We start from the raw sequence: 23,027 nt of genomic DNA on the forward strand, positions 1-23,027 counted from the left end.
GACGGAGATTCCCCATGACCCTGCTTTTTGGCTTTTACGTATTGATCTGGCCTGCGCTCACCCTGGGCGTGCTGCTGCTGATCTGCCGCGCCGTTGCCCGCGATCGTCGTGAGGCGAAAAAGGGCCACCGCACCCTGGTGTGAGGCGCAACTCGCACTGACCCGTTGCGACACCTGCCCTCGATGCGAGGGACAGGCCGCAACCAAAGAAGCCGCCCCAAGGGGCGGCTTCTTTCGTCATGGCAGGCGGCAGGGCAGGGAGGTCGCGTCAGCGCCGCGCCAGGTAGCCCAGGTTGCCCGAAATGTTGCGACCGGCCTCGACCAGAATGCGCTTGTACTCCGAAGTCTTGTCTTGGTGGTAGCGGATGCTCGGGATCGACATGCTCAGGGCGGCGATGGCGCGCCCGGTGTGATCGAAGATCGGGGTGGCGAAGCAGCAGACGCCTTCATCCATCTCTTCGAGATCCTCGGACAGCTCGCTCTCGGCGATTTCGGCCAGCTCTTCGCGCAGTGCCGCTTCGGTGGTCACGGTGTTCTGGGTGCGTGGTTCGAACTTGACGTTCGCGAGCAGGGCGTCGAGCTGCGCCGGGGGCAGGTGGGCCAGCAGGGCCTTGCCGATGGAATTGGTGTAGGCCGGGCTACGGTCGCCGATGCGGGTGTGAATGCACAGGTTGAAGTGAGAGTTGTACTTGTGCACGTAGATCACTTCGGCGGTGGTGGTGTCCAGGGTGCCCAGGTGCACGGCTTCGCGGGTCAGTTCGGACAGTGCCGCCATGTCGGGATCGGCCATCTTGATCAGGTCGGCCTTGCCGAGCGCCGAACTGCCAAGCGCAAAGACCTTCATCGTCAGCCGGTATTTCTCGCTTTCCGGATTCTGGGCGACGTAGCCCAGGTTCTTGAGCGTCTGCACAAAGCGATAGGCGGTGCTCTTTGACATCACGGCGCGTTGGGACAGCACCGCCAGGCTGGATTCTCCGCCCTCATCCAGAGCCTCCAGGATCGCCATGACCTTGAGTACCGCTGTGACGTTGTCGACCTTCGCTTCAGTAGCCATAGGGCCAAGATTCCAGAAATTGTGAAATAGGGTTTTATCTCTTGGTTTCGAGTTATACATCTTTAGTCGTATGTCTGCAATATTCGGATGAGCTACGGCAGGTTCACCCAACTCTTCTATGTGGTGAGCCAGATCCTTCTCACCCTGATGACCGCTTCCATCGCGCTCTATGGCGTGTCGCTGTTTCTCGGCGCGGTGTTCGATGTTCGGGTGGCCTTCGTCACCCTGGTGATCGGCGCCGTCATCATCGTGACGTTGGCCATCGCCCTGGGCCAGGTCCACCACCTCAGTCTGTTCGACATCATGGTGATGTTCGGGGTGATCTTCCAGATGCCGCTGGCGCTGCCGGCCATGCTGTCCATCGCCAGGACCGGCGCCCCTGACTGGGCCGGATGGGGCGGGGTACTGGTGGGTATCCTGGTGACCACCTCGAGCTATGTGTGGCTCGACGTCGAGGCGTTCAGCCAGTGGCTCGGCCTGCCGTCGATCCATCCCTCCCAACTGGTCGATATCAAGCTGGCGGTTTCGCTGGTGCTGCAGGTCGTCAGCGTGGTTGGCTTTGTCTACCTGGCACGCTTCGTTCACGCCCCGCCAAGAAGCGCCGCCCGCCAGGCAGAGGTCGACGAGTTGTTTGCCCGGCTCGAGCGTCCGGTGGCAGCGGATACCACGCCGGACAGCGGCGGGCCGTCACGGGAACTGGCGCCGCGGCTGGTGCAGTACGTCGCGCTGGTATCGCTGCTGTTGGCGGTGCTGGCCGATACCTGGCTCGGCGCCGGTTTCTTTATGATCGTGGCCTTGTGTCAGTTGATAATCTCGCGACTCCTCAGACGTTGAGGGGAGGGGGCGGCAGGAGGTCGACTCGCCAGGCCATCACGAGCAAATTTCATCCGGCTGGCCAAGACGTCGCCGGGGGAAAACTGGATAATGCGCCTCAAAGGCGTTGTCGGTGGCGAGTGTCCGACGACCCAAACCCATTACTCCGGTGCTGACTCCATGGAAATCAAGGTCAATTTTCTCGACAACCTGAGGCTCGAGGCCAAGTTCGACGACTTTACCGTCGTCACCGACCAGCCCATCCGCTACAAGGGTGACGGCTCGGCGCCGAGCCCCTTCGACTATTTCCTGGCATCGTCTGCCCTGTGTGCCGCCTACTTCGTCAAGGTCTACTGTGTCGCCCGGGATATCCCCACCGAAAATATCCGGCTGTCGCAGAACAACATCGTCGACCCGGAAAACCGCTACAACCAGATCTTCAAGATCCAAGTAGAGCTGCCCGAAGACCTGTCCGACAAGGACCGTCAGGGCATCCTGCGCTCCATCGAGCGCTGCACCGTGAAGAAGGTGGTGCAGACAGGCCCCGAGTTCCAGATCGAGACGGTGGAGAACCTCGACGAGGACGCCCAGGCGCTGCTGATGGCGGAGCCGGAAGAAGGCCAGCGCACCTGGATCGAGGGCAAGGACCTGCCGCTGGAGCAGACCATCGCCAACATGACCGGGATGCTTGCTGAGCTCGGCATGAAGGTCGAGATCGCCTCCTGGCGCAACATCGTGCCCCACGTCTGGTCACTGCACATCCGCGACGCCGCCTCGCCCATGTGCTTCACCAACGGCAAGGGCTCGACCAAGGAGAGCGCTCTGTGCTCGGCGCTGGGCGAGTTCATCGAGCGCCTGAGCTGCAACTTCTTCTACAACGATCAGTTCTTCGGCCAGGAGATCGCCTCGAGCGAGTTCGTCCACTATCCCTGTGAAAGGTGGTTCAAGCCCGGGCCCAACGACGAGCTGCCCAAGGGCATCCTCGACGACTACTGCCTGGAGATCTTCGATCCCGACGGCGAGCTTCAGGGCTCGCACCTGATCGACACCAACTCCGGCAATGTCGAGCGCGGCATCGTTGCGCTGCCCTTTGTGCGCCAGTCCGATGGCGAGGTGATCTACTTCCCCTCCAACCTGATCGAGAACCTCTACCTGTCCAACGGCATGAGTGCCGGCAACACCCTGGCCGAGGCCCAGGTGCAGTGCCTGTCGGAGATCTTCGAGCGCGGTGTGAAGCGCCAGATCCTCGAGCAGGAGCTGGCGCTGCCCGACGTGCCCGAGGAGGTGCTGGCGAAGTATCCGGACATCGTCGAGGGCGTGAAGGCGCTGGAGGCCCAGGGCTTCCCGGTGCTGGTCAAGGATGCCTCCCTCGGCGGCCAGTTCCCGGTGGCCTGCGTGACCCTGATGAACCCCAAGACCGGCGGCGTGTTCGCCTCCTTCGGTGCCCACCCGAGCTTCGAGGTCGCCATCGAGCGCAGCCTGACCGAGCTGATGCAGGGGCGCAGCTTCGAGGGCCTCAATGACTTCATGCCGCCCACCTTCAACTCGCTGGCGGTGACCGAGCCCAACAATTTTGTCGAGCACTTCATCGACTCCTCCGGGCTGGTGTCCTGGCGCTTCTTCAGCGCCAGGTCCGACGTCGAGTTTGTCGAGTGGGACTTCTCCGGCAGCAACGACGAGGAGGCGGCGACCCTGTTCGGCATCCTCGAGGAGATGGGCAAGGAAGCCTACATGATGGTTCACGAGGACCTGGGCGCGCCGGTCTGCCGCATCCTGGTGCCGGGCTATTCCGAGGTCTATCCGGTCGAGGACCTGGTGTGGGACAACACCAACATGGCGCTGGACTACCGCGAGGACATCCTCAATCTGCATCGTCTCGACGACGACCGGCTCGCGGATCTGCTCGAGCGCCTGGAAGAGAGCCAGATCGACGAGCACATGGACATCATCACCCTGATCGGTATCGAGTTCGACGAGAACACCGTGTGGGGCCAGCTGACCATCCTCGAGCTCAAGCTGATGCTCCACCTGGCGCTCGGTCAGCATGAGGAGGCGCTGGATCGGGTCGAGATGTTCCTGCAGTACAACGACAACACCGTCGAGCGTGGCCTTTACTACCAGGCGGTGCGGGCGGTGCTGGAGATCACCCTGGACGACGAGCTAGAGCTCGACGACTTCCTCTACAACCTGCGTCGCATGTTCGGGGACGAGACCATGGACAGCGTGGTCGGTGTGGTCAGCGGCGAACTGCGCTTCCCTGGCCTTACCCCGACCAGCATGGCGCTCGAAGGGCTGGAAAAGCACCAGCGCCTGATCGAGAGCTACAAGAAACTGCACGCGCGCAGGGCTCAGCTGGCCAAAGCCCAGGGCTGATCAGCCCAGCCACCGGCGCCGGTGTAACGGCCAGGCGCTGTGATGGCCTGCACTACCAACGCCCCCCGACGGACTTCGTCGGGGGCGTTTTCGTCTGCGCTTCGTACAACGCTTGGGGACAGACGCCCCTGTCTCTCCAAGGTGGTGATGTTCCGGTAAACGGGCCGCTTTCCTGGCGCGCTGGATGGCATCTGAGTGATCGACGCCAGGCTAGAACTTTGGTCGATATTCTTAAAATAAATCCGCTTAGTTTCTTGTTGATGAAAAAATAGATGCTATTTTTCATTATTGTGAAGTCAAAGAGTTTTACGCCAGCTATTGCTCGAAGTCGGCGGCGTTGTCGCGGGGGCCGGGGTTGCGGCCTGGCGGCGTGTCACCGCCTTCGGGTGTCATCCACCAAGGAGTTTTCGATGACCCAACAATCGATAACGAATGTCGAAAGCCATCCGCCAGCGGGACCGGTCAGCCGCATCTTCGGCCAGTATGATCGCTCGCTGTTCTGGCCTGTGCTGCTGATCTACGGCTTGATCATGGCTTGCGCGCTGTTCTTTCCGACCCTGACCGGTCAGGTGTTGTCCTCGACCCGCGACTTTCTGATCTTCAACTTTGGCTGGGGCTTTCTGCTGGGGATGGGGGGCGCGCTGCTGTTCTGTCTCTACCTGGTGATCAGCCCCTATGGTGATCTGAAGCTTGGCGCCGACGATGAAGTGCCGGAGTTCTCCTACGGCGCCTGGATCTCGATGCTGTTCAGCTGCGGCTTTGGCATCGGCTTCGTGTTCTTCAGCGTGGCCGAGCCGTTGACCCACCTCTATCAGTCCTCCCACGTCATCGACATGGGGGCGACGGGAGAAGCCGCCGGGGTCGCCAAGGCCGTCCAGCTGACCTTGCTGGACTGGGGCATGCATGGCTGGGCGGTATTTGCCATCGCCGCCTGGGCGATCGCCTTTCCGGCCTACCGCCTGGGCCTGCCGCTGACGGTGGCCACCGGTCTCTATGGCATCCTGGGAGAGCGCTGCAACACCAGTGTCTGGGGGCGCCTGGCCAATGCCCTGGGGATCATCGGCACGATCGGCGGCAATGCCACCATGATCGGGCTCGGGGTGGCCTCCATCAACTACGGTCTGGCGACCTTGTTCGGATGGGACCTTGGTCCCGTCGGCCAGGCCCTGGTGATGATCGTGGTGATCGTGGCCTACGTGATTTCCGCCGCCACCGGTGTGGAGCGCGGCATCAAGGTGCTGAGCCAGGCCAATATGGTGATGGCTGGGGCGATTCTGCTGGCGCTGCTGTTCTTCGGCCATGCGCCCACTCAATATCTGCTGAACCTTGCCACCCAGCAGGTCGGCGACTATTTCGGCGAGGTCTTTGCGCTGCAGTTCTGGAGCGATGCCGGCAACTTCGAGCAGCGTGAATGGCTCGGTTGGTGGGTCGTGTTCTACTGGCTCTGGTACATCTCCTACATCCCTTTCTGCGGCGGCTTCATCGCGCGGATTTCCCGCGGCCGGACCCTGCGCGAGTTCATCGTCGGCGTGATCCTGGTGCCCATGCTGCTGGCAATCGGCTGGTTCAGCATCTGGGGAGGCTCCGCCGGCTACGTCGAGGTCACCGGTATCGCGCCTCTATGGGAAGGCGTGCAGCAAAAGCCCGAGTCGGGGATCTATGCCCTGCTCGAGAGCATGCCGGGTGGCTGGTGGCTGAGTCTGGGGGTGCTTTTCAATATCGTCATCTTCGCGGTGACGACCTCCGATTCGGCGTCCTTCTTTGCCGCCATGCAGGTCTCCAACGGCGATGAAAACCCCAAGGTGTCGATGCGCCTGCTGTGGGGCGTGGTGATCGGGTTTACCGGCATCATGTTCCAGTTGACCGGTGGCTTCGACGCGATCAGAAGCCTCGCCATCGTGGTCGGCGCTCCCTTCTTCGTGGTGGGTATCGCCTACATGGTGTCGGTCTACCGGATGCTCAAGTCCGCCAAGAAAGGCGGTGTGCACAACGACAGGATCGGCGTCTTCTACCGAGGCATGGTGCCCTACAAGATCGGCCGCCAGGGAGCCAATGGCGAGAGGCATAGTGATGATCGAGCTTGAACCCCGTGTCGTCGTCCTTTGCCGCCAACCATCGAGGAGGAGTGTCTGATGTCAGTACTCACGCCGTTCGACCCCAGCTATGACCCGTTGAAAGACGCCACTCCCGGTGTCGGGCGGGACTATGCGCCGAGCTACTGGCGCCATCACGCCGGGCCTCCACCGCAGGATGACGGCCCGGTGGATCGCGACATGGACGTCGACGTGGTGCTGATCGGCGCTGGTTTTACAGGCCTTGCCACTGCGCTCTTTCTGGCGCGTGAGTACGGCATCAAGGCGACCGTGCTGGAGGCCAACCAGATCGGCTGGGGTTGCACCAGCCGCAATGGCGGCCAGGGGCATCTCGCCTGGGGCCGCCTGAGTCGCAGCCAGTGGGTGAAGCGCTGGGGCCAGGACGTCGCCCGGCGTCTTCACGCCAATAGCCTCGAGGGCTTCGAGGTATTCCAGTCGATGGCCGAGGACCCCGAGATCGACTGCGAGCCGCAGAACCACGGCAACCTGTTGATCGCCCACAGCACCAAGGCACTCGATGGGCTCAAGCAGGAGTCTCGGCTGTGCAATCGGCTGCTGGGCTACCCGACTCGGGTGCTCGGTCGCGATGACGTGCTTGAGGGTTACATCGGCGACCAGGAGGCCCAGGGCGCCATGCTGGAGCCGGTGGGAATCGCCGTTCAGCCGCTCAAGTTGGCCTACGGCTACGCCCGGGTGGCACGGCGGCTCGGGGCCAGGATTCACACCGCAAGCCCCGTCCAGGGCTGGACCACCGAGGGTGGGGTGCATCACCTCAGGACCCCGGGGGGGGTGGTGCGGGCGCGTGCCGTGGGCATCGCCACCGCGGGTTATACCAGCCCCCAGCTGCACCGGGTCACGGCCTATCGCAATATGCCGATCATGGCCAACTCGGTGTGGACCCGGACCTTGACCGACGACGAGGTCGAGGCCTGCGGCTTTCGTTCCACTGTGCTGACCACCGATACCCGCAAGCTTCGCTACTACTATCGCTTTCTGCCGGAAAGGCGCCTGCAGATCGGCACCCGTAGCGCGATCAGCGGTGCCGACGCCCAGAACCCGCGACACCTTAAGGTGGTCCACGATGCCATCGCACGAAAGTTTCCGGCCATCGCCGGTATCGAGACGCCCTGGTTTTCCCACGGCTGGATGGATATCTCCCACGACATGATGCCAAGGATCGTGCAGCCGGACCCCGCCAGCAGCATCTTCTACGCCCAGGGGTACAGCGGCAATGGTGTGGCATTTTCCGCCTACGCCTCGAAGAAGATGGCGGCGCTGATCGCCGGCGAATCGCTCAAGGAGGCCGACCTGCCGATCTTCAATTCGCCCTTGCCCGGGCACCCGCTGAGGCCGGTGCGTCGCCTGGGCCAGCGTGCCCTCTACCGGTACTTCCAGGTGCTCGACAGCCTGCGATAGCCATGGCAATGGAGGGCGGCGCTAAGGCCTGGCGTCCTCTTCTCACCACCACGATTCACGACGACCGCTACACACAGCGACCGCTACACACAGCGGCCAACATGTCCCGACAGGAGACACACCCCATGACGACAATGACAAACGAGACGCTCAATCGCCTCTTCGCGGCCTTCAACGCCCACGATATCGACGCGGTGATGAGCTATTTTGCCGACGATATCGTCTTCGATACCGTCGCCGGGGACCAGGCCCATGGCACCCGCATAGAGGGCTGGGAGGCCGTCAAGGCGGCCTTCGAGAACACCTGGGGCACCATGCCTGACGTGCAGTGGATCAACGGCAGGCACTACTTTGTCATGGCCGGCGTCGCCGACGGTGGCAGCGATGGGCCAGGCGCTGGCGGCGAGCGTATCGTCTCCGAGTCGACCTTCGTCGCCACCCAGCCAGACGGCAAGCGAGTCGAGGCGGACGGGGTCGATCTGTTCAGCGTGCGAGATGGCAAGATCACCCGCAAGCAGGCGTTTCGCAAGCAGCGTCCCGCCTTTGACCCCAGTTGACGCCTTAGTCGCCGTGCGATGCCTTAGCCCCCGGTCGAGCCTCTGGTAGTCTAGGTCCACGCCAATAATGATGGGAAAAGCGATGGCCAGGACGAAGGACGCCAGCAAGGAGGCCACCCGGGATACCCGCGAGGGTCAGGACGCCCTGCGGCTCGGTCAGCAGATCCGCGATCTGCGCAAGGCGCGTCAGATGACGCTGGCCGAGCTTGCCGAACGGGTCAACCGCTCGGTGGGCTATCTGAGCCAGGTCGAGCGGGGCGCGTCGTCGCTGCCCATCGGCGTGCTGCAGGCGATCAGCGAGGCGCTGGGGGTGCGGGTGAGCTGGTTCTTCGAGGCCGACAATGACGTGCCCGAGCACGAGCGGGACGTGATCGTGCGCGCCTCCGGCCGCCGGTCCATGGAATTTTCAGGCATCGGCGTCCGTGAAGAGCTGCTGTCGCCGCGTCTCAGCGGCCAGTTGATTCTGATCATGACGCGGCTGGAACCAGGCGGCAGCGGCGGTGAGGTGCCCAGGCAGCGCAAGGGCGAAGAGGCCGGCTACGTCGAAGCCGGGCAGCTCGAACTCACCATCGGTGATCAACGCCATCTGCTGGAGGCGGGCGACAGCTTCTCCATCACCGGCGATCAGCCCCACCTTATCCGCAATCCCGGCGATATCGAGACCCGGGTGGTATGGGTGATGACCGGGGTCGACTACTAGGGCTTGCCGGTGTATCTGGCGCCATCGTAGGGACAAGGCCTCCCGGCGGACTTCGTCGGGGGGCCGTGTCGTTAAGGCGGCACCTGCGCCATTAGAGGCGCTCTGCGGTTGCTGGTCAGGGCGTCAGGCGGACAGTCGGTTCACTGGCCACAGCACCTTCTCGCCACTGGCGAAGCGCACCGCTTCTTCGGCCACCTTGCGCTTGAGCTCTTGCGCGGCGTCTTCTGAATACCAGGCCATGTGCGGCGTGATCAGGCAGTTGTCGATGCCCCTGAGCGGACTGTCGGCGGGCAAGGGTTCCTGCTCGGTGGTGTCCAGGGCGGCGCCGGCAAGCCTGCCTTCCTTCAGGGCCTGGGCCAGGGCCGTCTCGTCGATGATGCCGCCACGGGAGGTGTTGATCAGATAGGCCGAGTCCTTCATTCGCTGCAGTGCCGCGGCGTCCACCAGATGGCGGGTTTCCTCGGTCAAGGGGCAGAACAGCCCGATCACGTCGGCCTCCCGGAACAACTCATCGAGTTCCAGGCAACGAAGCTGGTCGGTGCCGTCTTCGGCGTTGGGCTGATGGTAGCGGTCGTGGGCGATGACATTGAAGCCCAGCGCCGCCATCTTGCGGGCGTAGAGCCGGCCGATGCGACCCAGGCCGACCACCCCGGCGGTCATCCGGGTCTGGCGTCGGATCGGCATGGCATCGGCGTACTCCCAGCGTCCGGCCTGGCAGCCGGCGTTCATCGGCACCAGCTTGCGAATCAGCGCCAGGCTCAGCGCCAGGGCGTGATCGGAGACCTCGTGCATGCCGTAGTCCGGGACGTTGCAGACCTGGACCCCGGCGGCGCTGGCGGCCTCGAGATCGACGTTGTTGACGCCGACCCCGTAGCGCACGATCTGCTTGAGATCGGGCAGGGCCTCGAGCACCCGGCGGGTGAAGGGGGCGTACTGGTTCAGGGCGATATCGACGCCCTGGAGCTGTTCGATCAGCGCATCTTCGCTTTGGATTTCAAGCAGCGGGACATCGAAGCCCGCGCGCTTGAAGATCTCGGTTTCCACGTCGTGGTTGGCGTGATCGAGGTCGGTAAAGACGATCTTCATGCAAGTCTCCTGTCAGCGGCCGAGGTAGCCGCCATCGACGGGCAGGGTGACACCGTGGACATAGTCCGAGGCAGGGGAGGCCAGAAACAGCAGCGGTCCTTTCATGTCGTCGCCATTGCCCCAGCGCCCGGCGGGAATGCGTGCGGTGATCTCGGCGTTGCGGCCTTCGTCGGCCAGCAGTGCGCTATTCATGTCGGTGGCCATGTAGCCCGGGGCGATGGCGTTGACGTTGATGCCCCTGGCCGCCCATTCGTTGGCCAGGGCCTTGGTCAGCTGCATCACGCCGCCCTTGCTGGCGGCGTAGGCCGGCACCGTCATGCCACCGAAGAACGACAGCAGCGAGGCGATATTGATGATCTTGCCCTGGCCGTCGGGCCCTTCGACGTCACGCTCGAGCATATGCCGGGCGGCGAGCTGACACAGCTCGAACACCGCCGTCAGGTTGACCTCGAGCACCGCCTCCCAGTCATCGGCGGGGAAGTGCTCGGAAGGGTGGCGGCGCTGGACGCCGGCGGCGTTGACCAGGATGTCGAGGCGACCGCCGAGCTTGGCAAGGGCAGCGTCGAAGCCCTCGCTGCGCTGCTGGCGGCTAGCCAGATCGACGACCACGCCATGACAGGCGCTGGTCGACGTGGACAGGCCCGAGGCGACCTCATGGACCTTGTCCGACGAGCCCAGGATGACGACCTCGGCGCCTGCCTCGAGCATGGCTTCGGCCATGCCGAGCCCGAGGCCCCGGGTTCCGCCGGTGACGATGGCCTTGCGGCCGTGTAGATCAAACAGCTTCATGATTGGCAGTCCACCAGTACCTTGACGGTGTTGAGGGAGGGCGTGGCGATCATCTCGAAGACACCCGCCGCGTCGGACAGCGGCACCACCTGGGTGATGGTCTGGCGCAGTTCATCGGCCAGGGTGTCGGCCAGAGCCAGGGCGTCGCCGAACTGTTTGTGGGTATAGACCCGGGAGCCGATCAGGGTCAGCTCCTTGAAGTTCACGTCGATCAGATTGACCGCGTGGGCCGCCTTGTGGGTGGCGGTCAGGCAGATGGTGCCGCCGACGCGTACCACCTTGGTCATCTCCAGCGCCGCGCTCTCGACGCCGGAGCATTCGAACACGGCGTCGGCGCCGTCGCCGCCGGTGGCGCTGGCCACCCGCTCGACCAGGCTTTCGCTGCGCACGTCCACGGTATCGAAGCCGAGCTGGCGACACAGCCCCAGGCGGCCTTCGTCGACGTCGGAGACGATCACCCGGGAGGCGCCTGAGTGGCGCAGCACGATGGCGGTCAACAGGCCGATGGGGCCGGCGCCCATCACCACTGCGCTGTCGAGCAGCGCAAAGCGTGCCTGGTGCAGGGTCCTGACCACCACCGCGAGGGGCTCCACCAGGGCCGCCACCTCATCGGACAGGCTGTCTGGCACCTTGAACAGCACGCTTTCGTCGATCCACTGATGGTCGGTCATGCCTCCGTCACGATCGATGCCGATCAGCCGCAGGTTGGCGCAGACATGCGGGGTGCCGTTGCGACAGGGGTGGCAGTCGCCGCAGGAGATCAGCGGGTAGGCCACCACCCGGTCGCCCACCGCGAAGCGCGAGTCCGGCGGTGTCTGCTCCACTCGGCCGACGAATTCGTGGCCCAGCACCAGGGGCGCCTGGGCGCGCGGGTGCTTGCCCGAGTAGATACCGATGTCGGTGCCGCAGACACCGCAGTAGAGCATGCGAACCTTGACGGCGCCGGCCCGCTCGACGGGCTTGGGTACGTCGGTGACCTCGACCTGTCGGGGGCCGGTATAGACCAGTGCTTCCATGGGGGTTCCTCGTGTCGTCGGGGCGTTGTGAAGAGGGAGAATTCAGGCGCTGTGCTGCTGGCGCTCGGCACCGCTGTCGCTGCCGAGCCGCGCACCGCCGGTGCGATGGGGGGCCATCCGATCGCGGTCGAACTCGACCCCGATGCCGGGGCTGTCCGGGGCCACCGCGCGACCCTGGTCGAGGACCAGCGGACGCCGGGTGTAGTGGTCGATGGGAAAGGAGTGGATCTCCATCCAGCCGGCGTTGGGCTGGGCCGACACCAGGCTTACGTGCAATTCCTGCATGCCGTGGCTGCAGATGGGCAGGCCGTAGTGGCGGCTCTGGCGGGCGACATCGAGCCAGCCGCTGATACCGCCGCAGTTGGAGGCATCCGGCTGGATAAAGGATAGCCGCGCTTGTTCGAAGGCGTAGCCGAATTCATGAGCGGTGTGCAGGTTCTCGCCCATGGCCAGGGGCATGCCGGTCGCCTCGACGATGCGGGCATAGCCCTGGTAGTCGTCGGGTAGGGTGGGTTCCTCGAACCAGGTGATGTCGTAGGGCGCGAAGGCCCTGGCGGCCTCGATGGCGCCATCGACGCTCAGCGCGTAGTTGGCGTCCACCATGAAGGGACGCTCGGGGCCGATCAGCTCACGCACCCGTGCCACCCGCTCGACATCCTCGGCAAGGGTCGGGCGGCCGACCTTGATCTTGATGGCCTCGGCGCCCTGGTCGAGGTAGCCCTGAACATTGGCCAGCAGCCGCTCGAGGGAGAAGTTGAGGTCGATGCCGCCGAAGTAGGCCTGGCACTGGCGGCCCTGGCCGCCGGCCATCTGCCACAGTGGCTGGCCGAGGCGGCGGCCCTTGAGGTCCCACAGCGCGATATCCAGCGCGGAGATGGCGAAGGCGGCGATGCCGCCGCGGCCCACGTAGTGGATATGCCACAGCATGTCGTCGTAGCAGCCGGCGATGTCACCGGCGTCACGCCCCAGCAGCATCGGCGCCAGGTCGTGCTCGAGCAGTGCCAGGATGGCGTGTCCGCCGCGCCCGCCGGTATAGGTGTAGCCGGTGCCGCTATGGCCATCCGCGGTGGTGACGGTGGCGGTCACGACCTCGAAGTCGGTGTGCACGCCATGCTTGGCATCGCCCATGGGCTCGCTCAGCGGCAGTCGGTAGAGGTCTAGCTCGATGGAGGTGATCGTCGACATGGGAGGATTATCCTGTGTTGCGTGTGCGCGTGATCTGCACCTGGATCGCGATCACGACGAAGAGAAAGGCGCCGCGGATGACCATCTGCCAGTAGGCGCTGAGGTTGAAGGTGCCAAGTCCGTTTTCGAAGTTCAAAAGGTTGAAGATCAGACCGAGCATCAAGGCGCCGATCAGCGTCGCCACCAGCGACCCCTTGCCGCCGGTCAGCAGGGTGCCGCCGACGACGACGGCGGCGATGGCGGTCAACTCCCAGCCGAGTCCCTCCAGCGGCTGGCCGGCGCCAAAGCCCGAGGCCAGAAAGACCCCGGCGAGCCCGGCGCAACCGCCGCTGATCAGGTAGGCCAGGGTCTTGGCCTTGCGCGCGGGCAGGCCCATCAGGTGGGCGGCTTCCTCGTTGTCGCCCACCGCGAGCATGGTGCGGCCGATGGGGCGCTGTTCCAGCAGCCACCAGAGACCGGCGCCCACCACCAGGGTGATGGCGAAGCTCCAGGGCAGCAGGCCGCCGATCGACTCCATCCCCAGTCGGGTAAAGCCGCTGGCCCAGTCCACCGGCACCGTCTGGTTGCCGCTGATGATCAGGGCGGTGCCCTTGGCCGCCAGCAGGCTCGCCAGGGTGGCGATAAAGGGAGGGATATGCAGGCGCGTGATCATCACCGCATTGACCAGACCCGCCGCCAGTCCGGTGGTGAGCCCCGCCAGGAGCGCCGGGACCAGGCCGTAGGGGCTGACGTAGGCGGCGGTGACCGAGGACAGCGCCGCCACCGTGCCCACCGACAGGTCGATGCCACCGGTGATGATCACCAGGCACATGCCCAGGCTGATCAGCACGAACATGGCGTTGTAGTTGAGAAAGGATGAAAGATTGTAGGCGCTGCCGAAATTGTCGTAGCGGATCAGGCCGAGGCACACCAGTGCCAGCAGGATCACGCAGACCCCGGTGGCCTGGCCATTGTCGGCAAGGCGCTGGCGCCAGGAGACGGTGGTCATGTCAGTGGGCTCCTCTGGGCGTCTGGAGGTACACCGCCAGCACGATGATGGCGGCCTTCACCACCAGCGCCACCTCGTCGGCGACGCCGTTGGCGAGCAGGGTGTAGCGCACCAGCTGAATGATCGCGGCACCGAGGATGACCCCGGCGATGGGGGCCTTGCCGCCCTTGAGCAGAGCGCCGCCGACCACCGCCGCGGCGATGGCGTCGAGCTCCATCAGGTTGCCGTTCTTGGCCGCGTCCGAGGCGGAATTGATGGCCACGGTGATCAGCCCGGCGAGGCCGGCGAGCAGGGCACAGCTGGTGTAGGCCGCGAGCTTGACGCGGGTCACCGGCACCCCGGCCATGCGTGCCGCCTGGGGGTTGCCGCCGGTGGCCAGCAGGTAGCGGCCGTAGCGGGTGCGGGCGATGACCCAGGCCACCACCAGGGCGATGACCACCACCAGCCAGCCCTGGAAGGGCAGGCCGAGTAGCCGACCGGCGCCGAGGAACTCGAAGGCGGGATTGTCGAAGGTCTGCAGGTTGCCGTTGGTCAGCACCTGGGCCAGACCGCGGCCGGAAATGAACAGCACCAGGGTGGCGATGATCGGCTGCACGCCGAAGCGACTGACCAGCACGCCGTTGAACAGCCCGCAGGCCACGGCGACCGCCAGGGCCACGACGATGGCCACCAGGGTCATCGCCAGCGGCGCCTGCTGGCCGAACTCCGACAGAAAGATCAGCGGCGCCAGGGCGCCGGCCAGGGCCATCACCGCGCCCACCGACAGATCGATGCCACCGGTGGCGATGACCAGGGTCATGCCGATGGCGACGATGGCGATGGTCGACACCTGGGAGACGTTGACCGACAGCGTCTGCCACTCGAGAAAGTTGGGGGTGATCGCGACATTGAACAGGATCAGTGCCAGCAGGGCGACGAGCAGCGCCAGGCTGCGGGGATTCACCGGCATGGCCTGGCGCCATCGCGGGCTGGCCGACCGGGGCGTCGCCTGACGGGAGGAGTGGAGCGACGTCATGGTGCGGTCTCCTGGTGGTCGGTGGCGGTAGCAGACGGTGCAGCGTCGTCACGCGCCGCGCCGTCGGCTCGGTCGTGCTGGGCGGTGGCGATGGCGGTGACCAGGGCGTCTTCGCTGAGCCCGGGGTTGTCGAGCACCCGGGTCGAGTGGCCTTCGTGCATGATCACCACCCGCTGGGCGCCCTCGGCGAGTTCCTCGAATTCCGAGCTGATCATCAGCACCGCGCCGCCCTGGGCCTGATAGTCCTGGACGATGCGCTGGATCTCGCGCTTGGCGCCGATATCGACGCCACGGGTCGGCTCGTCGAGGATCAGCAGTCGCGGCTGGGTCGCCAGCCACCGTGCCAGCAGTACCTTCTGCTGGTTGCCACCGGATAGCTGGCCGATGGGTTGTTCCATGGAGGCGGTCTTGATCTTGAGCGCCTCGATAAAGTGCGCGGCGAGTTCGCGCTCGCGCCGCCTTTGAATGACGCCACGACGGCTCAGCGTGCCGAGCAGGGGCAGGGTCATGTTCTCGCGCACGCTCATCTCGGGGATGATGCCCTCGACCTTGCGGTCTTCGCTGAGCAGCGCCACCCCCGCGGCGATGGCGTCGCGGCTGTGGCGGGGGGCGTAGCGCTGGCCGGCCAGCCGCATGCTGCCTCGGGTGGTGCGATCGAGCCCGAACAGGGCGCGGGCAAGCTCGCTGCGACCGGCCCCAAGCAGACCTCCGAGGCCGACCATCTCGCCCTGATGCACCTCCAGCGAGGCGCCGCGCAGGCCCCTGTCGGTGGCCAGGGACTCGACCTCGAGCAGCGTCTCGTCGGTGTCGAGTTCCATCTCGCGAAAGCTGGTGGTGCCGCTTGCCTGGATGTCCGAGGCCTTGCGGCCAAGCATGGAGGCCACCAGCTCCAGGCGCGGTGTCTCGCTGAGGGTGCGCTGCTCCACCGTGGCGCCGTTGCGCATGATGGTGGCGCAGTCGCACACCGCGTAGAGCTCCTCGAGGAAGTGCGAGACGAACAGCACCGAGGTGCCCTGGGACTTGAGCAGTCGGATGACCTCGAACAGCCGCTGGACCTCGCGTTCGTCCAGCGAACTGGTCGGCTCGTCCATGATCACCAGCCTGACCTGTTGGGACACCGCTCGGCCGATGGCCACCAGTTGCTGGATGGCGGTGGAGTACTCGCTGAGCGGACGGCGGACGTCGATGTCCAGCCCCAGCTCCTCCAGCACCGTGCGGGCCCGTCGATGGGCCTGGGGCCAGTCGATCCCGCCCCACCAGTGAAGGGGCTCGAAGCCCATCATCATGTTCTCGGTGACCGAGCGCAGCGGCACCAGGTTGAGCTCCTGGTAGATGGTGGCAACGCCCGCCTGCTGCGCCCGGCGCGGGCCGGAGAAGGCCACAGGCTCGCCGTCGAGCAGGATCTGGCCGCTGGTCGGTGTGTAGACCCCGGTCAGAACCTTGATCAGGGTGGACTTGCCCGCCCCGTTCTGGCCGATCAGGGCGTGCACCTCACCCGGCGCGATCGTGAGCGAGGCGCCGTCGAGGGCGACGGTACCTCCAAACCGCTTGTGGATGTCGCGCATGTCGATAAGCGCTGTCATGACGTGGTACCTGGTTGGAATGTCAGGTCGGGATCAACCGGCGTGGCTCAGCTCAATAGGCGTCGTCGATATGCTCGGCGGCGTTGTCTTGGGTGAAGACACGGTCCTCGACGCGTACCCAGGGCTCGATGGTCTCGCCGGCGGCGTAGCGGTTGAGCACGTCGCAGGCCATCGGACCAAAGCGCGGCGACGACTCGACGCTGACCCCGAGCTTGCCGTCGAGGATCGCCTGCAGGGCGTCGCGGGTGCCGTCGATGGAGACCAGCAGCACGTCCTCGCCGGGGGTGCGTCCGGCCAGTTCCAGCGCCTGGATGGCACCGATGATCATCTCGTCGTTGTGGGCGTAGACCACGTTGACCTCAGGATGGGCCTGGAGCAGCGTCTCCATCACCTGACGACCGGTATCGCGGGCGAAGTCGCCGGACTGGGAGGCGATGATCTCCATGTTGTCCTGTTCGGCGATGACCGCATCGAAGCCTTCCTTGCGGTCATTGGCCGAGGAGGCGCCGGTGGTGCCCTCGAGCTCGATGATGTGGGCCTGATCGCCTTCGAAGTTGTCGACCAGCCACTGGGCGGCGATGCGCCCCTGCTCGATGAAGTCGGAGCCGAGGAAGCTGACGTAGTGTTCACCGGCCTTGGCGACCTCGTCATCGACGATACGGTCGACCAGGAACACCGGGATGCCTGCCGCACGGGCCTTCATCACCGCCGGGATCAGCGCCTTTTCCTCGCGCGGGGGCAGGAAGATCGCATCGACGCCCTGGGCGATCATGCTGTCCACGTCGGCGACCTGCTTGGCGGCGGAACCGGCCGCGTCGGTCACCGTCAGCTGCCAGTTGCACTCGGGGGCGATATCACGAAACGACTGGGTCTCGGCGATGCGCCAGGGGTTGTTGCTTTCCATCTGGGCGAAGCCCACCCGGTAGCTGTCCTTCTGTTCCAGCGGCGGCAACTGCTGGGCCCAGCCGGGCATGGCGGAAAGTCCCAGCAGGGCGGCGGTGGCAAGCCCCGCCAGGCGGCGGGTGCGGGGGTGACGGGCGGTCGGGGAGTGGTGGGTCGAAGGCATCGTGTTCTCCTGGGCTATTGTGCTTGTTGTCAAAAGAGCACCGCGTCGGCAGTGCTCCGTGCTGCAGGGAGGGGGCGTTCAATCGCCCCAGTTGACGTACATCGTCTGCTTCTTGAAGTAGGCGGAAAAACCGTACTTGCCGTCCTCTCCGCCGACGCCGGAGTGGCCCCAGCCCGAGTGATAGGCGTGGACCTGCTCGCCGTTGGCGCGATTGAAGTAGATCTCGCCGAAGCGCAGCTCCGAGGGCAGCCGCATCAGCCGCTTGAGGTCGCGGGTGAAGACATAGGCCGAAAGGCCGTAGGAGGTGTCGTTGGCGAAGGCCAGGGCCTGCTCGAAGTCGTCGACCCGCTGGATCGGCACCACCGGTCCGAACACCTCGTCGTCGATCAGCGGCGAGCGATTGTCCCGGGTCTCGACGATGGTCGGGGCGATCCAGTAGCCCTTGGCGTAGTCGCCTGAGTCGAGCGGGCCGCCTTCGAGCAGCACGCGGTCGCCCTGGGCGATACCGCGCTGGACCATGGCGGCGACCTTGTCGCGTTCACCACGGCTGACCTTGGGGCCCATGTCGGGGTCATCCAGCGGATTGCCGATGCTCAGTGCGCGCGAGGCGGCGATGAACTTGTCGATGAACTCGTCGGCGATCTGGCGATGCAGGTAGATGCGCTCGCTGCAGGTGCAGATCTGGCCGCAGTTGGTATAGCGCGCGGTGACGGCGGCCTTCACCGCGGCGTCGACGTCGGCGTCTTCCATCACGATGAACGGCGCCTTGCCGCCGAGCTCCAGCCGCACGATCTTGAGTTCCTCGGCGGCGCTGCGAAAGATCTGTCGCCCCGCCCGGGTACTGCCGGTCATGGTGATCAGATCGGTGTCGGGGTGCTCCACCAGCGCCTGGCCCACCACCGGCCCTTGGCCGGTGACTACGTTGAAGACGCCGGGCGGAAACCCGGCGCGCTCGGACAGCGCCGCCAGGTAAAGTCCGGCGAAGGGGGTGATCTCGTGACCCAGCAGGATAAAGGTGTTGCCCGCCACCAGGGCGGGGCCAGCCTTGCGCGTGGCCAGGGCCGCCGGATAGTTCCAGGCGGTCAGTCCGGCGACCACCCCGAGCGGCAGCGAGCGAATCTGAATTTCCTCGTGGCGATTGTCCGAAGGCAGAATGTCGCCTTCGATGCGTCTGGCCCACTGGGCGCTGTAGCGCAGAAATTCACTGCAGGCGCCGACTTCGCCGCGAGCCTGGGACAGGGGTTTGCCCTGCTCCAGAGCAATTAGCCGGGCGAAGGGTTCGAGATGGCGATCGATCTCCTCGGCCCAGCGGGTCAGCAGCTTGCCACGCTCGTTGGCCGGTCGCCTGGCCCAGTCGGGCTGGGCCTTGTTGGCCGCGGCGACGGCGGCGTCAACGGCGGCGGCGTCACCGGCGGGGACCTGGCCAAGCAGCGCCTCGCTGGCCGGGTTGTCCACCTCGATGGCGTGGGAGCCGGCATGCTCAAACCAGCTACCGTCGACCCACATGCGGCCTTCCAGGGGGGTGGCACCGAACTGTTGGAAATCCATGGGGCGTCCTCTGTTGGGTATGGCCAGAACGATAATTGGGTAACGCCAGAACAACGTTGGGGTGGTCAGAACGTCTGTTGGATAACGCTGAAATGACATTTGGTACGACCATATACTGTTGATGGTCGAGGTGGCTGGCAAGCGGGAAGCGCTACGACCATTGTCTATGTTTTGTGCAAATAGCTGAAAAATAACTTGTTATTAGGGTTTCGGCGTGACATTAGCCATTGGTTGTAGTTGTTGGCTGAGAATTTAGCGATTAGTTTGGTACGACGATAAACGAGGTGTTGTATGAGCGGACGCAGTGCAGACTCGATCACTCTGGATATTGAGCGCTCCATCGTTGCCGGCGAGCTGGAAGAAGGACGTCCGCTGCCCGCCGAGCGGGCGCTGATGGAGCAATACGGCGCCAGTCGCACCGTGATTCGCGAGGCGATCACCGCGTTGACCGCCAAGGGATTCTTGAAGAGTCGGCCGCGCTATCGCCCGATCGTCTGTCGCCCGGACGCGAGTTCGGCGATGCAGGCGGCGGGAGGCGTGATCAAGCACCTGCTCGACAACTCCCGGGGCGTACATGACCTCTACCAGGTACGGGTGCTGTTCGAACGAGTGCTGGTGCGGGACGCCGCCACCGGGGCGGGCAAGGACGACCTCAAGCGGTTGAAGGATGCACTGGACGACAACCAGGCGGCGATCTGCGATTCCGAGCGCTTCTACGCCACCGATGTGGCCTTTCACCGGGTGCTTTACACCATCTCGGGCAACCCGGCCTATCCGGCCATTCACACAGGCTTTGTCGAGTGGCTGGCGCCTCAATGGAGCCGGATGCCACGCAGCGAGCAGCGCAATCACGACAACTTCCTGGCCCACCAGGCGATCTACGAGGCCATCCTGATGCGTGATCCCGACGCGGCGGAGCGCGCCTTGGTCGATCACCTCGAGGCCTCATGGGAGTTTGTGCGAAGCACTTTCTTTGCAGGAGAGAACGAGTGAGCGAAGTCGATCATATTGTTGTCGGGGGCGGGGCTGCCGGATGCGTGGCAGCCGCTCGCCTGGTGCGCGAGCAGGGTGCCAGGGTGCTGCTGCTGGAGGCGGGCTCGTCCCACCATCACCCGCTGCTCGATATGCCCCCAGGCATCTTCAAGATGATCAATGGCTCGAAGTTCATGCGCTATCACCAGACCGAGCCGCAGGCTCATCTGGGGGGACGGGTCCACGATATTCCCCAGGGCCACGTGCTCGGCGGCGGCACCTCGGTCAACGCCCAGGTCTACATGCGCGGGCGGCCCGAGGACTACGAAGACTGGGACCGGCGACTCGCCGACAACGCGGCGAGGGCCGACTGGTCCTGGCAAGGGGTGCTTGAGCACTTTCGCCGGATGGAAGACAACGACCGTCTGGTCAATGAACACCATGGGCGAGGCGGGCCGCTCCAGGTCTCCGACCCCGGCCATGTGGACGTGGCCTCGCGCTGGTTTATCCAGGCCACCCAGGCGGCGGGGCTGCCCTACAACGGTGACTTCAATGGCGAGCGTCAGACCGGGGTCGGCTTCTATCAGTTCATGAACCGGGCGGGTAAGCGCTGCTCTGCCGCCTACGCCTACGTGGAGCCGCTGCGCGAGCACCCGGGGCTCGAGGTCGCGCTCGACTGCGAGGTCCAGCAGGTGCTGGTCGAAGACGGATGCGCCGTGGGCGTCGAGTACCGCGACCGCAAGGGCAAGGTGCACCGGGTGCGCGTGCGCGGCGAGGTGATCCTGGCGGCGGGTGCGCTGGTGACCCCGAAGCTTCTGATGCTCTCCGGTATCGGGCCGGCCGAGCAATTGGCGCAGCACGACATTGCGGTGAAGGCGGACCTGCCGGGGGTGGGGCAGAACCTGATCGACCATCCCGAGGTGCCGATCACCGCCTACGCCAGGACCCCGTGTGGCTACTATCGCCAGGGCGTCGGCTGGCGGATGCTGGCCAACGGGCTCCAGTTCAAGCTGTTCGGCAGTGGCCCGGTGACCTCGGCCGGGGTCGAGGCGGGCGCCTTCGTCAATCCCGTCGACCCTCAGGCGGCACCGACCATCCAGGCCTTCTGCGTACCCATCGTCTATCTGGACCGGGATACCCGGGACGCGCTCAAGGACGACTACGGCCTGACGGTGACCACCGTGGTGGTCAAGCCCAAGGCCAGAGGCAGCGTTTGCCTGCGCTCGGCCGACCCCGGCGACATGCCGCGGGTGTCGCCCAACCTGCTTGGCCATCCCGACGACATGCAGGCGATGGTGGACGGGCAGAAGTTCTTTCTGCGGGCCTTCGAGCAGTCACCGCTCAAGGAAAACCTGCACGGTGTGGCCTTGCCCTTCGCCGGAAGCGGCGCCAATGACGATGAGCTGCTCGAACACTGCCGACGCTTCGTCAAGACCAACTACCACCCGGCCGGTACTGCGGCCATGGGTGCCGATGACGACCCCATGGCGGTGCTCGACGCACGACTGCGGGTTCGTGGGGTGCGCGGGCTGAGGGTCTGCGACATGTCCGCGGTGCCCGATATACCCGCCGGCAACACTACCGCCCCGGCGATGATGCTGGGCAGCCGCTGCGCCGACTTTATCGGCGAGGATGCGGGCCTGGGGCAGGACGCCCGGCGCGGCGCTGCAGCGCCCGAGACGAAGGTCTCCGGGGCGGCGATGCATTGACCTACTGAACGGATTTTCAAGCACCGACAGCAACCGACAGCAACCAATAGCAACAATGAAAAAGGAGCATCCGATGACACGCCTGACTCTTCTGCCGCTGACCCTGAGCGTAGGTCTTGCCGCCGCAGCCAGTGCTGCCCAGGCTGCCGACACCGTCCAGTGGGCCCATGTGTACGAACCCTCCGAGGCCTACCATCACTGGGCCGAGTGGGGCGCCGAGCAGATCGCCGAGCGCACCGACGGTCGCTACGAAGTCGAGGTCTTCCCCGCCTCGACCCTGGGCAAGGAGGTCGAGATCAATCAAGGGCTGGTGCTTGGCACCGTCGACATCATTTACACCGGCCAGAGCTTCGCCGCCCAGACCTACGGGCCGCTGGCGCTGTCCGACGCCCCCTTCGTGTTCCGTGACTATGAGCACTGGAAGGCCTACGCCGACAGCGAGCTGTTCGCGGAATTCGCCGACGGCTACCGCGATGCCTCCGGCGGCAACGTGATCCTGGGGGACTGCTACTACGGCCAGCGCCACGTGACCTCCAATACACCGATCGTCGAACCCGCCGACATGGAAGGCCTCAAGATTCGGGTGCCCAATGCGCCGATCTACAGCCTGTTCCCCCGCGCGGTCGGCGCCCAGCCGACACCGGTGGCCTTCTCCGAGGTCTATCTGGCCCTGCAGCAGGGGGTGGTGGACGCCCAGGAGAACCCCTTGCCGACCATCCGCGCCAAGAAGTTCTACGAGGTCCAGGACTACATCAACCTGACCGGGCATGTGACCGGCTCCAACCTGATCGTTGCCGGCGGTCCCTTCTTCAACGGCCTGTCCGAGGAGGATCAGCAGATCTTCCGCGAGGTGCTCGGCGAGGTGGCCAGGAAGGTCTCCGACGATGTACGCGAGCAGGAGCTGGCCTCCATCGACTGGTTCAAGGAGCAGGGCGTGGAGGTACTGGAAGTCGAGCGTGAGGCCTTCCGCGAGAAGACGTTGCCGGTGCTCAACGGCGACGAGGCGACCTGGACCCAGGAACAATTCGATCGCTTGCAGGCGCTGTAACGCTTCGGGAAAAACGC

At 65.1% G+C, this 23,027-nt stretch carries 20 protein-coding genes; 10 read left to right on the plus strand and 10 right to left on the minus strand.

The window, feature by feature from the left end; all coding sequences use genetic code 11:
• The first annotated feature begins 14 nt into the window (after positions 1-14).
• The gene (locus NKF27_RS06635) at positions 15-143 is read left to right on the plus strand and encodes a putative transporter small subunit (protein ID WP_213228344.1); all 129 of its coding nucleotides are present in this window, start codon (positions 15-17) and stop codon (positions 141-143) included.
• A 124-nt stretch (positions 144-267) separates the two neighbouring features.
• Here NKF27_RS06635 and kdgR read toward each other — a convergent pair whose 3' ends face one another.
• Positions 268-1,053 carry a DNA-binding transcriptional regulator KdgR gene (kdgR, locus tag NKF27_RS06640; protein WP_253555812.1) on the minus strand — a complete coding sequence of 262 codons (786 nt, stop codon included), beginning with the start codon at positions 1,051-1,053 and terminating at the stop codon, positions 268-270.
• Positions 1,054-1,140: 87 nt separating this feature from the next.
• Between kdgR and NKF27_RS06645 the strand changes: the two genes are divergently transcribed.
• From NKF27_RS06645 to NKF27_RS06670, 6 genes are all read left to right on the plus strand, one after another.
• Positions 1,141-1,887, plus strand: a complete 747-nt coding sequence (locus NKF27_RS06645) for a hypothetical protein (protein WP_253555813.1) — start codon at positions 1,141-1,143, stop codon at positions 1,885-1,887.
• Positions 1,888-2,046: 159 nt separating this feature from the next.
• A complete protein-coding gene (locus NKF27_RS06650; protein WP_253555814.1) occupies positions 2,047-4,239 on the plus strand; it encodes an OsmC domain/YcaO domain-containing protein in 2,193 nt (730 codons plus the stop codon).
• 410 nt (positions 4,240-4,649) lie between these two features.
• Positions 4,650-6,323: a BCCT family transporter gene (locus NKF27_RS06655; RefSeq protein ID WP_052704185.1), complete on the plus strand. Its 1,674-nt coding sequence runs from the start codon at positions 4,650-4,652 to the stop codon at positions 6,321-6,323.
• Positions 6,324-6,371: 48 nt separating this feature from the next.
• Entirely contained in the window at positions 6,372-7,748 is a 1,377-nt protein-coding gene (locus NKF27_RS06660) for an FAD-binding oxidoreductase (RefSeq protein WP_253555815.1), read from the plus strand.
• A 125-nt stretch (positions 7,749-7,873) separates the two neighbouring features.
• Positions 7,874-8,305 carry a nuclear transport factor 2 family protein gene (locus NKF27_RS06665; protein ID WP_108131704.1) on the plus strand — a complete coding sequence of 144 codons (432 nt, stop codon included), beginning with the start codon at positions 7,874-7,876 and terminating at the stop codon, positions 8,303-8,305.
• Between the two features lie 82 nt (positions 8,306-8,387).
• The gene (locus tag NKF27_RS06670; RefSeq protein WP_253555816.1) at positions 8,388-9,005 is read left to right on the plus strand and encodes a helix-turn-helix domain-containing protein; all 618 of its coding nucleotides are present in this window, start codon (positions 8,388-8,390) and stop codon (positions 9,003-9,005) included.
• A 123-nt stretch (positions 9,006-9,128) separates the two neighbouring features.
• On the opposite strand, the gene NKF27_RS06675 is transcribed toward NKF27_RS06670, so the two are convergent.
• The 9 genes from NKF27_RS06675 to NKF27_RS06715 form a co-directional block, all read right to left on the minus strand.
• Complete coding sequence (locus NKF27_RS06675; RefSeq protein ID WP_253555817.1) at positions 9,129-10,091, minus strand: C-terminal binding protein; 963 nt, start codon at positions 10,089-10,091, stop codon at positions 9,129-9,131.
• A gap of 12 nt (positions 10,092-10,103) precedes the next feature.
• Positions 10,104-10,880, minus strand: coding sequence for an SDR family NAD(P)-dependent oxidoreductase (locus NKF27_RS06680; protein ID WP_253555818.1), 777 nt, complete (start codon positions 10,878-10,880; stop codon positions 10,104-10,106).
• Positions 10,877-11,896, minus strand: coding sequence for a zinc-binding dehydrogenase (locus NKF27_RS06685; RefSeq protein ID WP_253555819.1), 1,020 nt, complete (start codon positions 11,894-11,896; stop codon positions 10,877-10,879). The genes NKF27_RS06680 and NKF27_RS06685 overlap by 4 nt, the downstream gene beginning before the upstream one ends.
• Before the next feature lie 42 nt (positions 11,897-11,938).
• A complete protein-coding gene (locus tag NKF27_RS06690; protein ID WP_253555820.1) occupies positions 11,939-13,081 on the minus strand; it encodes a mandelate racemase/muconate lactonizing enzyme family protein in 1,143 nt (380 codons plus the stop codon).
• 7 nt (positions 13,082-13,088) lie between these two features.
• The gene (locus NKF27_RS06695; protein WP_253555821.1) at positions 13,089-14,069 is read right to left on the minus strand and encodes an ABC transporter permease; all 981 of its coding nucleotides are present in this window, start codon (positions 14,067-14,069) and stop codon (positions 13,089-13,091) included.
• Between the two features lies 1 nt (position 14,070).
• Entirely contained in the window at positions 14,071-15,084 is a 1,014-nt protein-coding gene (locus NKF27_RS06700) for an ABC transporter permease (RefSeq protein ID WP_197037066.1), read from the minus strand.
• Positions 15,081-16,667: a sugar ABC transporter ATP-binding protein gene (locus NKF27_RS06705; RefSeq protein WP_253555822.1), complete on the minus strand. Its 1,587-nt coding sequence runs from the start codon at positions 16,665-16,667 to the stop codon at positions 15,081-15,083. Before NKF27_RS06705 ends, NKF27_RS06700 begins: the two co-directional genes overlap by 4 nt.
• A gap of 52 nt (positions 16,668-16,719) precedes the next feature.
• Positions 16,720-17,733 (minus strand): ABC transporter substrate-binding protein, encoded by a 1,014-nt coding sequence (locus NKF27_RS06710; protein WP_222569127.1) that lies wholly within the window; start codon positions 17,731-17,733, stop codon positions 16,720-16,722.
• Positions 17,734-17,811: 78 nt separating this feature from the next.
• Positions 17,812-19,281: an aldehyde dehydrogenase family protein gene (locus NKF27_RS06715; RefSeq protein ID WP_253555823.1), complete on the minus strand. Its 1,470-nt coding sequence runs from the start codon at positions 19,279-19,281 to the stop codon at positions 17,812-17,814.
• 291 nt (positions 19,282-19,572) lie between these two features.
• On the opposite strand from NKF27_RS06715, the gene NKF27_RS06720 reads away from it, so the two are divergent.
• The 3 genes from NKF27_RS06720 to NKF27_RS06730 all read left to right on the plus strand — a co-directional run bounded on the left by NKF27_RS06720 (position 19,573) and on the right by NKF27_RS06730 (position 23,010).
• On the plus strand, positions 19,573-20,274 hold the full coding sequence (locus tag NKF27_RS06720) for an FCD domain-containing protein (protein ID WP_253555824.1): 702 nt from the start codon (positions 19,573-19,575) through the stop codon (positions 20,272-20,274).
• Positions 20,271-21,962 carry a GMC family oxidoreductase gene (locus tag NKF27_RS06725; RefSeq protein ID WP_253555825.1) on the plus strand — a complete coding sequence of 564 codons (1,692 nt, stop codon included), beginning with the start codon at positions 20,271-20,273 and terminating at the stop codon, positions 21,960-21,962. Before NKF27_RS06720 ends, NKF27_RS06725 begins: the two co-directional genes overlap by 4 nt.
• A gap of 73 nt (positions 21,963-22,035) precedes the next feature.
• The gene (locus NKF27_RS06730; protein WP_231498535.1) at positions 22,036-23,010 is read left to right on the plus strand and encodes a sialic acid TRAP transporter substrate-binding protein SiaP; all 975 of its coding nucleotides are present in this window, start codon (positions 22,036-22,038) and stop codon (positions 23,008-23,010) included.
• Positions 23,011-23,027 lie beyond the last annotated feature (17 nt).

This window comes from Halomonas sp. DN3, from assembly GCF_024137905.1.
Lineage (GTDB): Bacteria > Pseudomonadota > Gammaproteobacteria > Pseudomonadales > Halomonadaceae > Halomonas > Halomonas litopenaei.

What these genes read in the sequence shown, in the direction of transcription:
- NKF27_RS06645 (WP_253555813.1), top strand. Translation starts at nt 1,141, where the DNA reads ATGAGCTACGGCAGGTTCACCCAACTCTTCTATGTGGTGAGCCAGATC.
- NKF27_RS06680 (WP_253555818.1), bottom strand. Translation starts at nt 10,880, where the DNA reads ATGAAGCTGTTTGATCTACACGGCCGCAAGGCCATCGTCACCGGCGGA.
- NKF27_RS06730 (WP_231498535.1), top strand. Translation starts at nt 22,036, where the DNA reads ATGACACGCCTGACTCTTCTGCCGCTGACCCTGAGCGTAGGTCTTGCC.
- NKF27_RS06675 (WP_253555817.1), bottom strand. Translation starts at nt 10,091, where the DNA reads ATGAAGATCGTCTTTACCGACCTCGATCACGCCAACCACGACGTGGAA.
- NKF27_RS06720 (WP_253555824.1), top strand. Translation starts at nt 19,573, where the DNA reads ATGAGCGGACGCAGTGCAGACTCGATCACTCTGGATATTGAGCGCTCC.
- NKF27_RS06660 (WP_253555815.1), top strand. Translation starts at nt 6,372, where the DNA reads ATGTCAGTACTCACGCCGTTCGACCCCAGCTATGACCCGTTGAAAGAC.
- NKF27_RS06685 (WP_253555819.1), bottom strand. Translation starts at nt 11,896, where the DNA reads ATGGAAGCACTGGTCTATACCGGCCCCCGACAGGTCGAGGTCACCGAC.
- NKF27_RS06655 (WP_052704185.1), top strand. Translation starts at nt 4,650, where the DNA reads ATGACCCAACAATCGATAACGAATGTCGAAAGCCATCCGCCAGCGGGA.
- NKF27_RS06635 (WP_213228344.1), top strand. Translation starts at nt 15, where the DNA reads ATGACCCTGCTTTTTGGCTTTTACGTATTGATCTGGCCTGCGCTCACC.
- NKF27_RS06690 (WP_253555820.1), bottom strand. Translation starts at nt 13,081, where the DNA reads ATGTCGACGATCACCTCCATCGAGCTAGACCTCTACCGACTGCCGCTG.
- NKF27_RS06705 (WP_253555822.1), bottom strand. Translation starts at nt 16,667, where the DNA reads ATGACAGCGCTTATCGACATGCGCGACATCCACAAGCGGTTTGGAGGT.
- NKF27_RS06650 (WP_253555814.1), top strand. Translation starts at nt 2,047, where the DNA reads ATGGAAATCAAGGTCAATTTTCTCGACAACCTGAGGCTCGAGGCCAAG.
- NKF27_RS06695 (WP_253555821.1), bottom strand. Translation starts at nt 14,069, where the DNA reads ATGACCACCGTCTCCTGGCGCCAGCGCCTTGCCGACAATGGCCAGGCC.
- NKF27_RS06670 (WP_253555816.1), top strand. Translation starts at nt 8,388, where the DNA reads ATGGCCAGGACGAAGGACGCCAGCAAGGAGGCCACCCGGGATACCCGC.
- kdgR (WP_253555812.1), bottom strand. Translation starts at nt 1,053, where the DNA reads ATGGCTACTGAAGCGAAGGTCGACAACGTCACAGCGGTACTCAAGGTC.
- NKF27_RS06700 (WP_197037066.1), bottom strand. Translation starts at nt 15,084, where the DNA reads ATGACGTCGCTCCACTCCTCCCGTCAGGCGACGCCCCGGTCGGCCAGC.
- NKF27_RS06665 (WP_108131704.1), top strand. Translation starts at nt 7,874, where the DNA reads ATGACGACAATGACAAACGAGACGCTCAATCGCCTCTTCGCGGCCTTC.
- NKF27_RS06710 (WP_222569127.1), bottom strand. Translation starts at nt 17,733, where the DNA reads ATGCCTTCGACCCACCACTCCCCGACCGCCCGTCACCCCCGCACCCGC.
- NKF27_RS06715 (WP_253555823.1), bottom strand. Translation starts at nt 19,281, where the DNA reads ATGGATTTCCAACAGTTCGGTGCCACCCCCCTGGAAGGCCGCATGTGG.